This window comes from Candidatus Endomicrobiellum cubanum, from assembly GCF_031278955.1.
Lineage (GTDB): Bacteria > Elusimicrobiota > Endomicrobiia > Endomicrobiales > Endomicrobiaceae > Endomicrobiellum > Endomicrobiellum cubanum.
In genome coordinates this window covers 18,075-29,894 of record NZ_JAITJM010000006.1, presented here as the reverse complement: position 1 = coordinate 29,894, position 11,820 = coordinate 18,075, and the positions used below count along the sequence as shown (strand labels likewise).

The 11,820-nt window shown below is 30.3% G+C and carries 11 protein-coding genes and 2 tRNA genes; 8 read left to right on the top strand and 5 right to left on the bottom strand.

Annotated features, from left to right (window positions below):
- The coding region (locus LBD57_RS00560; protein WP_373469403.1) for a hypothetical protein at window positions 1-278 on the bottom strand (278 nt) is incomplete at its 3' end.
- A 24-nt stretch (window positions 279-302) separates the two neighbouring features.
- Complete coding sequence (locus LBD57_RS00555) at window positions 303-1,526, bottom strand: putative glycoside hydrolase (RefSeq protein WP_373469402.1); 1,224 nt, start codon at window positions 1,524-1,526, stop codon at window positions 303-305.
- Window positions 1,527-1,584: 58 nt separating this feature from the next.
- On the opposite strand from LBD57_RS00555, the gene LBD57_RS00550 reads away from it, so the two are divergent.
- Window positions 1,585-3,159, top strand: a complete 1,575-nt coding sequence (locus tag LBD57_RS00550; RefSeq protein WP_373469401.1) for a hypothetical protein — start codon at window positions 1,585-1,587, stop codon at window positions 3,157-3,159.
- 10 nt (window positions 3,160-3,169) lie between these two features.
- On the opposite strand, the gene LBD57_RS00545 is transcribed toward LBD57_RS00550, so the two are convergent.
- The gene (locus LBD57_RS00545; RefSeq protein WP_373469400.1) at window positions 3,170-4,384 is read right to left on the bottom strand and encodes a peptidoglycan DD-metalloendopeptidase family protein; all 1,215 of its coding nucleotides are present in this window, start codon (window positions 4,382-4,384) and stop codon (window positions 3,170-3,172) included.
- Between the two features lie 119 nt (window positions 4,385-4,503).
- Between LBD57_RS00545 and LBD57_RS00540 the strand changes: the two genes are divergently transcribed.
- The 6 genes from LBD57_RS00540 to LBD57_RS00515 all read left to right on the top strand — a co-directional run bounded on the left by LBD57_RS00540 (window position 4,504) and on the right by LBD57_RS00515 (window position 7,780).
- Window positions 4,504-4,962, top strand: a complete 459-nt coding sequence (locus LBD57_RS00540) for a hypothetical protein (RefSeq protein WP_373469399.1) — start codon at window positions 4,504-4,506, stop codon at window positions 4,960-4,962.
- 48 nt (window positions 4,963-5,010) lie between these two features.
- Entirely contained in the window at window positions 5,011-6,495 is a 1,485-nt protein-coding gene (gene gltX, locus LBD57_RS00535; protein WP_373469398.1) for a glutamate--tRNA ligase, read from the top strand.
- 25 nt (window positions 6,496-6,520) lie between these two features.
- Window positions 6,521-6,832: a DUF1844 domain-containing protein gene (locus LBD57_RS00530; protein ID WP_373469397.1), complete on the top strand. Its 312-nt coding sequence runs from the start codon at window positions 6,521-6,523 to the stop codon at window positions 6,830-6,832.
- A 175-nt stretch (window positions 6,833-7,007) separates the two neighbouring features.
- Window positions 7,008-7,544, top strand: coding sequence for an NADPH-dependent FMN reductase (locus LBD57_RS00525; RefSeq protein ID WP_373469396.1), 537 nt, complete (start codon window positions 7,008-7,010; stop codon window positions 7,542-7,544).
- A gap of 64 nt (window positions 7,545-7,608) precedes the next feature.
- A tRNA-Leu gene (locus LBD57_RS00520) sits at window positions 7,609-7,694 on the top strand.
- Window positions 7,695-7,706: 12 nt separating this feature from the next.
- A tRNA-Ile gene (locus LBD57_RS00515) sits at window positions 7,707-7,780 on the top strand.
- A 510-nt stretch (window positions 7,781-8,290) separates the two neighbouring features.
- Here LBD57_RS00515 and LBD57_RS00510 read toward each other — a convergent pair.
- Window positions 8,291-8,791, bottom strand: coding sequence for a hypothetical protein (locus LBD57_RS00510; RefSeq protein WP_373469404.1), 501 nt, complete (start codon window positions 8,789-8,791; stop codon window positions 8,291-8,293).
- 314 nt (window positions 8,792-9,105) lie between these two features.
- Here LBD57_RS00510 and LBD57_RS00505 point away from each other — a divergent pair, with 314 nt between their 5' ends.
- Window positions 9,106-9,366: a hypothetical protein gene (locus LBD57_RS00505; RefSeq protein ID WP_373469395.1), complete on the top strand. Its 261-nt coding sequence runs from the start codon at window positions 9,106-9,108 to the stop codon at window positions 9,364-9,366.
- A 156-nt stretch (window positions 9,367-9,522) separates the two neighbouring features.
- Here the strand turns inward: LBD57_RS00505 and LBD57_RS00500 are convergent, their stop codons facing one another.
- The gene (locus tag LBD57_RS00500) at window positions 9,523-11,775 is read right to left on the bottom strand and encodes an ATP-dependent helicase (protein ID WP_373469394.1); all 2,253 of its coding nucleotides are present in this window, start codon (window positions 11,773-11,775) and stop codon (window positions 9,523-9,525) included.
- Window positions 11,776-11,820: the final 45 nt, after the last annotated feature.

The window sequence follows — 11,820 nt, the reverse complement described above, 5'->3', positions numbered from 1 at the left end:
ACATTGGAATCACCAAATGAAACAGAAGAAGAAGCAAAAGGGAAATTAACAGAGCCGTAGATTTGAGAGGGGAGATAAGTACTAATTCTAGACATAGTAGAATGAATAACAAGAGAGTTATTAGAAGAGACATTAAAGTTAGAAGAAAGCCAAGGGGAAGAAGTATCTATTTTCCCACACTCAGGATTAGAAGAGTCAGTAATAGTACTATTGCCAGAGATGTCATAATACCCAGTTGGAGTATTAGTGATATTAATAATTTGAGCAAAAGCAATCAAAGAGAAGGGACTTCTTAAAAGATCTTATTTTTTTATGTCGACTTTACTATTTGCTGTTTTTAACATTTGTGGAGTTGGATGATCACTTTCTAGATAAAAATGTTCTTCATCCTTATTTTTTAATGCATCTTTTGTATATACGCAACGAGGATTCCATAATAACCAACTACCAACTTTATTATCATAACAGGCTTGCATTTGTGCCCTCACCTCATTTTTCCCATACTTATATCCTAAACTAAAATCTTGTAGCCACGGACGAAGTTTTTCTTTAGGTATTCTTTTTAGAGAGCCCTCGATTGAACAATAAACTATTTTGTAAGGTTCTTTGTTTGGTTCTTCTATGCCATAATTCCATTTTCCATAATGAGAAGGGTATACCATAGGACTTACATAATCTGAGCATTCTGTCATTTCAACTATTTTTTGACCTATTCCTAAATCATCATTTGCTGTTGTTGTTAAACCAAAAACATCTATAGAAATTTTTGTCCCTTTAGGTTTTAATTGACGGCCAGCTTCTTTTAAAAAACCAACCAAAGCTTTTGATGCTTCTGTGGAAGAATGAGGTTTTGAATATCTACAATTTTTTGTGTTCCCGTCAGAAGGAAAACGTATATAATCAAATTGGATTTCGTCAAAGCCAATATCAGCTGCTTTTTGAGCTATTTGCAAGTTATATTGCCATGCCTCTTTGTTGTAAGGGTCAAGCCAAGCTACGTTTCGTCTATCTGTCCAAATTGTTCCATCTGGATTTTTAACTGCAAGTCCAGGCTTTTTTCTTGGCATTGTATTATCTCTAAAAACAACTATTCTTGCTATAGTGTAAATTCCTTTTTCTTTTAATTGACTTATATATTGTTCTATGTCAGGTATAGCAGGCTCATATAAATTGTATGAATTAACAGATTTTATGCCATTAATATAAACGTACCCTTCATATTCTTTTATATCTATAACTGCTGCGTTTAATTCTGTGTTATCAAAAAGATCCATAATACTCTCTCTATACTTTTTTGAGCCACTTACCCATGCAGAAAGGTGTATTCCTCTTATGAAATTTCCAAAAGTCTGTTTATTATTAATAGCACTTGTTATAGTTGTTTTAGCTATTTGACTTGATAGCGTTTCCTCCTCTTGAGGTTGTTCTAATATTGTAGCTCTGTTATTAGAGTTTGCTTGAGGGCTAATACAGCCTTGTAAAATAAGAAATAAAAATAGTATAAACTTAATGTTTTGTTTTAGCATGAGTGTAATTTTACTTGAAATTAACAATTTTTGTCAATAATGCTATAATACTTGCGTTATGAATAAAATTGTTTATACCCTATTACAAGCGTTTTTAATACTTGTAATTTTTTACTCTGCATCTTTCTGCGATGACTTTAAACATATAGTTTTTTTTGCAGATACAGCTGAGATTGCAGATTCTCTAATTAATAAAATTATTCTTTCAAATCGTTTTTGTATGTCTATACCAATTCAGGCAAAAGATGGGATTCCAGATAATTTACAAGAAATTGTTGCATCAGGTAAATTAGAAGTTGCTCTTTCTTTAAATCCCGAGCCTATTCTTCCTATTTTTGCAGAGCTTGTAAATGCTTCAGCTTATTCACCTAAAGTAAATCCTAGTATGCTGTTTGAAAAGTATATTTCAAATAATTTTGCTAGTTTTAAAAAAAATATAAACAATAAATTTGGTTTGTTTTTAAACTTTGCAGAACTTTCTAATAACTTGTTTTATTATTTTGTAAATTTAGGCTTTTCATGGGTCAATGTTGACAATTTAAATGAAAATATCTTTGGAGCGTATAAAATAAATGGTATTACAATGTTTTCTTTATATAAAGATTTTCCAACCAATCAAAAAGATGTGATGAAATGGCTTTCTGCTAAGAAAGGGCAAAATATTATTCCAGTTCTTCTTACAAAAAAACATTTACAAAATATAAAATTTATGGACTATTTAATTTCTGTTTTTGATAATAGTAAATATATAAAACCTGCTGTACCTACATACATATCTGAATTCTGCAAAATTCCAAATATTGAAAAAGTCCAAACATTTCAATATTTACAAATAGGGTCTAATATAAAAGCAAAACTTTTTTCTGCAGTGAACTTAATTAATGCCTATGCAAGTAATGCAAATAATTTTAATGAAAGTGCGTATATTAATGCTCAAAATGAATTTATTTATTTGCTTAGCTACGATGTTTTAAAAAATTATAATTCTTCAAATAATTTTGCCAGAAAATTTGATGCTGCTTATAATAACATTCATCGTCTTTTAGGGGTAACAATTGATAAACAAAATAATTTTGAACCAGTAGAACATAGCCAAAAAAGTGGATATGTATTTAGTGGGCAAACTCAGGTAGAACCAATACCAAATGGTGTTTTTATTAAAAATGAAGGGCTTTTAAAAAATATTAAAATTTTATCTAAAAATGAAAACATTGAAATAAATTTTATTTTTGATTCTTTAGTTTGGAATAAGATTTCTTTTGTAGATTTTTATATAGATTTAAATAATATACAAGGTGCAGGCTCAGTTTCGTTTATTCCAGGAGTATCAGGTTTTTTTAGTAATAATTTAGGATGGGAATATGCTTTAAGAGTCTATAGAGATAGGGCAATTCTATACAAATATTCACCAAATGGAGCATCTGAAGTTATAAATAACATCGATGTTAAAAATAATATAGTTTGTATTTCTCAGAAATATATTAGAGGAAACCCATCTAAATGGGGATATCAAGCTATTGCTGTTGCAGAAAAAGAAAATAATAAACATATTGTTGACTTTTTAAATCAATCTAGTAAGTCTAAAGAAAGTATTATTTCTACTAATCCTTTTGAAGTTAATATGGTAAGATAGGAATGTTAATTTACAAATTGTTCTGAAGCCGGTCTATTAAATTTTGTATGTAGTTTTTAAAATCTATTTTATCTTCTCCTATTAGTGTGTTAGTTGGAGGTTGCTTCATTTTTAGAAAATTAAAGAATTTTCCATTAAGTTTTATTCTAAAATCAAGATGTGGCCCTGTTGCAAGTCCTGTCATACCGACATATCCTATTACCTCTCCTTGTTTTACTTTAGCACCTTTTTTTATTCCTTTAGCATATTTTGAAAGATGTCCATAGTAGGTTTCATACCCATTGTTGTGTTTTATAACTATTAAATTTCCAAAATCACCACTATATTGTGCTTTTAGTACAGTACCATCACCAATAGAAGAAACTGGTGTTCCTTGTGGAGCAGCATAGTCTATTCCTAAATGAGGTCTAGCATACTTTAGTATAGGATGTACCCTGTTTGTTGAGAAATATGAACTTATTCTCCTAAATTGTAAAGGAGCTTTTAAAAAAGCACTTCTTAAAGATTTGCCATCTTTGTCAAAATATCCTTCGATGCCTTTGTTCGTTTTGAAGTAAAAAGCATCGTATGTCTTGGAAGATGTTTTATATTGTGCAGCGATAATTTTTGAAGATAAATTTCTGTCTGTCTTTTCTATATATTCAATTTCATATATTATTTTAAAAATGTCTCCTTGTTTTGTATCTGTGAGAAAGTCTATTTGCCAGGCAAATATGTCTGCAAAATATAAAATTATGTTAGCTGGTATATTTTTAGAAGTCATTGCATCCCATAAAGAAGAATCTATAGTTCCCTCAAACTTATATTCGGTTTTAGAAATTTCTAATTCTTTTTTTTGTGTTTGTATTTGCTTGTCGGAAGATTTAATTATAGAATAGTAAAAGCTTTTATGAGGATAATAACAAAATTCTGTCCATGTTGATACATTTTTATCATAAGTGATTTCGTAAAAGTCGCCAGGCATGCAGTGGCCTATGTTTGTTAGTTTTTGTAGTTCTTTAATTATTGTGATAGAATCTTCTGTTGAAAGTTTTGTTTTGTTTAATGTTAATTGTAAAACATCTCCTTTTTGTATTGTTATCTTTTCAATTTCAATAGGCGGATCAGTTTTTTTTTCTAGTTTGACTGACTGGTTCAAAATTTTATTTTTTAATATTGAATAAATGAAAAATATAAGTAGGACGGTGATTGTTATAATAAACACTTTATTTAATATTTTTTTCATAATAGTGCCAATTTTACCAGATTTTTGTTATTTTGACAATTTGAAAGTAATTTTTGTAAAATCAGACGTCAAAATCTTATAAAGGGTTTTAAATAGATTCATAAGTATTGGGACTAAAATTGATAATAGATATTTTTTTAGTAATTAGTTTAATCTTAATTGCATGGCTTGGTTGGCAAGTTGGCCTTGTGAGGTCATGCTTTGCAGTTCTTGCAGGTTTTTGTTCTATTGTAGCTGCTTCCAAATATCTTTATCAAGAGGGTCTTAATTTTTATTATATTTTTATAATAGTAGCACTTTTTATTATTGTAATTGGTGGAATAGTCTTTAGACTAATTAGATTTTTTTATCTTAATATTTTAGATAGATTATGTGGATTAATATTAAGTGTTTTGGTTTGGCTTATAGTTTCAGTAAATATTATTATACCAATTATAATTTCTGGAACCTCTGGATTAGAAAAGCAAAATCATGGAGTGTATACATATATCTCAACGGTAATGAAATCTAAATTTCCTATACTTGAAGAGTATGTGCCAGATTTTTTAGAGAAGAAATTTATTGAACATAAAGAATGACAGTGGGATTTGCTAAAAGTCCTAGTGTTTTGTGTTAAAGGAAATAAAATGGACAATGTGAGAGTAAGATTTGCTCCGTCTCCTACAGGCGATTTGCATATCGGTGGTGTACGTACAGCTTTATTTAATTATCTGTATAGCAAAAATAAAAATGGGAAATTTATTTTAAGGATAGAAGATACAGATGAAACTCGTTCCACAAAAGAATCTGTAGAAGTTATTTTAAATGCTATGAAGTGGCTAAGATTAGGTTGGGATGAAGGTCCTGGCAATGAAATTGCAGAATACGCTCCATACTACCAGATGGAACGTAAAGAGAAACATATATATAGAAAATATGTAGATGCGCTGTTAAACAAAGAGTTAGCTTACCCTTGCTATTGTACTGCAGAAGAAGTTGATGCTATGCGTAAAGCAGCTCAAAATAGTAATCTTCCTCCTAAATATGATGGAACGTGTAGACATTTAACTTGTGAACAGAGAAAACAAAGAGAAGTTGATGGTAGAACTGCTGTTGTAAGATTTAAGATGCCACAATCCGGGACTACTATTTTAGATGATTTGATAAGAGGCAGGGTAGAGTTTGATAATTTTTTGCTTGATGATTTTGTAATCATGAAAGCAAACGGAGTGCCAACATATAATTTTGCTTGTGTTATTGATGATTATCTTATGAAGATAACCCATGTATTAAGAGGAGATGACCATATTTCTAATACACCTAAACAGATGCAATTATATACTGCATTGGACTGGCCTATGCCTCGTTTTGCTCATTTATCTATGATTTTGGGTCCAGATGGAGCAAGACTCTCTAAAAGGCATGGTCATACTTCAGTGTTAGAATATAGAAAAGAAGGTTATTTGCCAGAAGCTTTAATAAATTATCTTGCACTTTTAGGATGGTCTACTCAAGATAGTCAACAAATTTTTACAATAGAAGAGCTTATAGAAAAATTTTCTTTAGAAAGGTGTGGAGTAAGTCCATCTACTTTTGATCCAGCAAAATTATTATGGCTTAATGGAGAAAAAATTCGTTCAAAGACTCCACAAGAGATATATTATTTATTTGTTGACTGGTTAAAATACACTAATAATGAGACTTTAATATCTGACTGGGATGAAAATTTATTAAAACAAGCAATAGCTTTAGAACATGATAAAATAAAACTATTAAAAGAAATTCCGTCACTTTTAGATTTCTTTTTTGTAAAAGAAGTGGACTATAAAGAAGATGCTGTTATGAAGACACTTCTTAATGAAAAGTCAAAAGTGTCAGCAGAAATGGTTTTAGTTGAAAGTGCGAATAGACTGTTAGAAAAAGAGGATTTTTCTGCTAATGCTTTAGAACAATACGCCAGGGATTTAGCAAAAGACAAAGAGATAAAGACAGGGCAAGTGTTTCATCCTTTAAGAGTTGCTATTTCTGGAAGAACACAAGGTCCTAGTTTGTTTCATATGATGGAACTTATGGGCAAAAATGAAGTTATTAGAAGAATTAATATTGTTATAAATAAATTTTTTAAAAAATAGATAATATATATTTAGGGAGTGCAAAATGTTAGAACAAAATAATCAGGAAGTGAACCCACATTTTTTTAATGTCGTAACTATGTTTGCTTCTTCTGCGTGGTGCCAGCTTGGCAAAATACAAAACCCTACAAATGGAAAAGTTGAAAAAGATTTAAAAGGTGCTCAATTTACAATAGATATGTTGTTGATGTTACGTGACAAGACAAGAAATAATTTAACAAAAAAAGAAGAAGAAATGTTGGTTTCTATGATTTCTAATCTTCAAATGAATTACGCAGATGAAATATCTAAAGTAGATTCAAAAATAGACACTAATAGTCTAGAAAAACCAAATTGAAGTAGGCAAGCCAATAGTTAAAAAATATTTTATGACGTGTCCTAATGAATATGATTGCTGTAAATTTCTTAACGCAGGAGGGCCAAAAGGGCGTATTAAGTATATGAGTTAAGGTTTTTAACAGACCTAATAATTCTAATTATTTAAATTTACTATGTGTAACAGGAGCTGCTATATGAAAATATTTGTAATTATTGGTGGTATTTCTAAAGAGTCAATAAATAAAAAATTTTTTGAGCTTATTAAGCCACTTGCCCCTAGTGAATTTGAGTTTGATACTTTTGATATTTCTCAATTGCCATTTTTTTCACAAGATTTAGAGGAGAAAGAGCCGGAAGGAGTTAGAGAATTTAAAAGAGGAATAGAAAAGGTAGAAGGGATAATATTTATAACGCCAGAATACAACAGGGCAATACCTGGGGTGTTAAAAAATGCAATAGATTGGGGTTCTAGGCCAGAGTGTAAAAGTGTATGGAGGGATAAGGCTGCATGTGTAGTGGGAGCTAGTGTGGGGACAACAGGAGCGATTAGTGCGCAGATGCAATTAAAAGAGACAGTATCTTTTTTAGAAATGAGAGTGATGTACAGGCCAGAAGTTTGTTTTAATTTTTTAGAGAAAGTTGACAAAAATGGAGAGATAGAAGAAAAAGGGAGGGAGAGAGTAGTAGAATTTTTAAATAGATTTAAAGGATGGATTTTAAAGAACAAATAGATAGATAAAAATATAAGTTTTAAAATATGGTATGATATATAAATAAAGGAGAAGTAGGAAGAAGGGGCGGATGGCGGAACAGGCAGACGCACAGGACTTAAAATCCTGAGGCTCGCAAGAGCCGTGAGGGTTCAAGTCCCTCTCCGCCCAAAATGTTTAAGAGGGCCTGTAGCTCAGTTGGTAAGAGCACTCGACTCATAATCGAATGGTCGTAGGTTCAAGTCCTACCAGGCCCAAATATAAATAAGATAAACCAAAAGAAGTAGTTAGGAATAAGCAGAATCTAAATCTAATAAAATTCAAAAATATATCCCTTACCTCCTGAAAGAAAAAGCCATAAGAACAGAAACCAATCCCGAGAAAAGATATAATTGACGGTCTTGGTTAATATAAATAGAGGATGAGTAGAAAATCAAATACTGTAAAATCAAAAGAATCCTTAATAGGGACATTGGATTGGTCATATAAAACAGGAGAAGTAGCAAAAGGGAAATAACAGAGCCGAAGATGTAGCGACCTGACACAGTAGAATGAATAACAAGAGAATTATTAGAAGAGTCAGCAAAGTTAGATGAATTCCAAGTGTAAGAATAATTCTCTATTTCCCCATAATTAGGAAAGGCTTGTTAGAGGCAAATATAAGGTACAATTGGTGTACAAACATTTGAGAAGTTGAAAAAGAGATAATGCAGTACATGTAGGTAAAAAACAGGATATATATTTAAAAGTGTTTAGAAAGATTGTACTTATTGTTCATTACAAAACCTTAAGATCATTTCTGTTAAATTTTTTCTGGAATTAGATACTTTTTGTTTTATAGATTTTTCTTCTTGTAAAAACATAGCAGTGTTTGGTGCCACAATGTCTGAAACATACATTAAACAGATTGCTTTACGTTTTATACTATTAGATGCTGATAAAATTATTGAAGATTCCATATCTATAGCATAGATTTCTCTTTTACTAAACCAGTCTAAAAATTTTGGTTCTAAGTATAAAGAACTAACACAAGCACTGTTAGTTAATGTTAACTGTTCATATATATTTTTTTTATGAAAGAAATACAATAAGTCTGCAGATGACCGATAATACTTTACTTGTTTTTTAAAATTTAACATATCAGAAAAACTTTCTAAATTATAAGCTGTATCTATTATAACTAAATCTCCATAAGTGACTTGGCTATATCCACCACAACTGCCGAAAACAAAAATATTTTCGCAAGGAGAATCTTTTAAACGTAAAATAGTATCACCTGCAAGGAAATTATTTTTTAGTGCTATAATTGTTGCAGATTTTGTGGTTGTAGATTTAACAAAAAGACCGTTTGAAACTTTTTTAGAGAAAAGTGAAATATCAAAGGCCTGGCATATTATGCAATTTTTTTTATACTTCCTGCGTCAGTTCCAAAAAAAGTTTTAAAATCCATTTTATTATTTTAACCAGTTAGCTTTAACAATATATTTTAGATTATAAATATATACCCGGATTGTTTAGTCGATTTACCCATTGTATAACATTTTAATAATTTTATACAATTACACTATAATCTGGAGGAAAAATGCAAGATAAACACAAATTGTATTTAATAGTGATTCTTTTGATTGTAGTAATAATCCTTGTAGTAAGTTCAATATTTAAAGCCCCGAAAAAAGTTTCCAGTATGTTAGAAAACAAAAGAAGTATACGAGTAGAATATAACGATACCTCTCCAGAACAAATGATAGAAGATGAAAATAAACTTGTAGATGAAGAAAAAAGTTATGTTCAAAGTGATGTTCAAGATTTAAGAGAAGAAACAACAACTCAATCAAATGCTTAGGTTTTAAAAATTAGTTTATAAACCTCATAATGCGTAATTATCATGAATTTTTTGGCATCGCAAGGCAAACCCGCAGTGTTTATGTGTGATAAGTACAAGTTTTTTAACGCCACAGTGCAAAAATGGGACAGTAAGGGTTTTAAAGACACTCTTTGTTTATTCAAGTATAGTAATATTTGTTACTTTTGCTAGTAGTTTTTTCCATTTGCCAGAGTCAAATAGTATTACAAGTTTTAAATCGTTATCCACGCCAATTTTATCTATAATTTTCCCATTACCAAAAACAGGATGTGAAACTTTAGTTCCTATTTTATAAAAATTATTATCTTTTTTAGTTCCGTAAAGGGGCTTATGATTTGGTAGATCATCTCCAGGCGAGGTATAGTGATAGCTTCCACTGTTTCGATATTCTATTATGGGCATGATTTGTGTTTTATTATTCCATCTTGATTTGTTAAAATGTGTAGGCACAAAATCTCTTTTTATAAATTCTTCTTTAAAACCAGCTTCTGCTATAAATCTAGAAGGCATATTCCATTTAGTTTTACCAAAAATGGTCCTTTCTGTTGACCAGCAAAGATATAAATGTTTTCTTGCTCTTGTCATGCCTACATACATAAGCCTTCTTTCTTCTGACAAATTTTCAAGGGTGTAAACAGACTCTCCTATTGGGAAAAGTCCCTCTTCAAGCCCACATAAAAACACATTATTAAATTCTAGCCCCTTTGCTAAATGTAAAGTCATCAAAGTAACTTTACCATTGGAATTGTCTAAATTATCTATATCGCTTACCAATGCAATTTGTGTTAAGTAGCCTGATAAAGTTTTGTCAGGAGATCGATTTTCAAAATCTGTTATTGCCGAAATCAATTCTTGTATATTTTCTATTTTCGTTTTAGATTCTGGAGACTTCTCATCTTCAAGTCCTTTAAGATAGCCTGAAAGAACAATTATTTTTTTAGCTATTTCTTTTACAGAAACAGTATCTTTTAAATTAATAAAAGTTTTAATAAATTGATAAAAAGAGTTTAATGCGTTGATTGCATTTTTCCCAATTCCTGCGTCTTTTGCTGATAAAATAGCGTCCCAAATAGAAATTCCTTTTAATAAAGCATATTTTTCAAGAGCTTCTAGAGAATTTTTCCCAATTCCTCTCCTTGGAACATTTATTATCCTTTTAAAGCTTATATTGTCATTTGTATTATGTATAAGTTTTAAATAAGCCATAATATCTTTAATTTCTGCTCTATCATAAAATCGCAATGTGCCTATAACAGCATAAGGTATACTGTTTCTCCTAAAAGCGTCTTCAAATGTACGAGATTGTGCATTTGTTCTGTAAAACACTGCAAAATCTGAAAAATTATATTGTTTTTGTGCTACTTTTTCTGCAATAAGGCTTACAACTCGTTCAGATTCGTCATTTTCATTGAGAGCTCTTATAGTAGATACACATCCCTCATCAGGATTTTGTGTCCACAACTGTTTGGGAACCCTATTATTGTTATTTTTTACAACTTTCCAAGCAGCTTCTAAAATTTTAGGGGTAGATCTGTAGTTTTGTTCTAATTTAATCGTTTTTGTATTAGGATAATCTTTTTGAAAATCTAAAATATTTTTTATATCAGCTCCTCTCCAAGAGTAAACTGATTGATCATCATCTCCACAAACACATAAATTTTTGTGTTTTTGAGAAAGTAATTTTACAAGAACATATTGAGCATGATTTGTGTCTTGATATTCGTCAATCAGGATATATTCGTATTTTAATTGATATTTTTCAAGTATTGCAGGGTAATGCTGTAAAGCTAGAACTGTACGCATTATTAAATCCCCAAAATCTAAAGCTTGGGCCATGTCTAGTTTTTTTTGATAAAGGTGATATATTTTTGATATTATAGCTTTGTTAAGGTCATCATTTTTTTCTGCTTCATACGCCATATCTGAAGGAGATTTTAAATCATCTTTTGCACGACTTATTTTATCTATAATTGTAGATATTTTAAATTTTTTTTCGTCTATATTTAATTCTTTTAAGCAGTCTTTAATTACGTTTTTTTGGTCTGTAAAATCGTATATTAAAAAATCTAGTGCGAGTTCTATGTTTTTTGCTTCGACTCTTAAGAAATAAGCGCAAAAAGAGTGAAATGTAGATATCCACACATTGTGACCTTGCTCCTGTACTAAGTCTATTATACGTTGTTTCATTTCTAATGCAGCTTTGTTAGTAAAAGTAACAGCAAGTATAGACCATGGTTTAACTCCTAGAGAGATTAAATAAGCAATCCTGTGAGTTATAACTCTGGTTTTGCCCGTTCCTGCTCCTGCAAAGATTATAAGAGGTCCCTGGGTGCAAAGTACAGCTTCTTGTTGAGGGTGATTTAAATTTTTAGTTAATAGTTCTTTCATTTTTATAATTATAACATATCTTTTGGTGAGCTATAAGAAAAATTG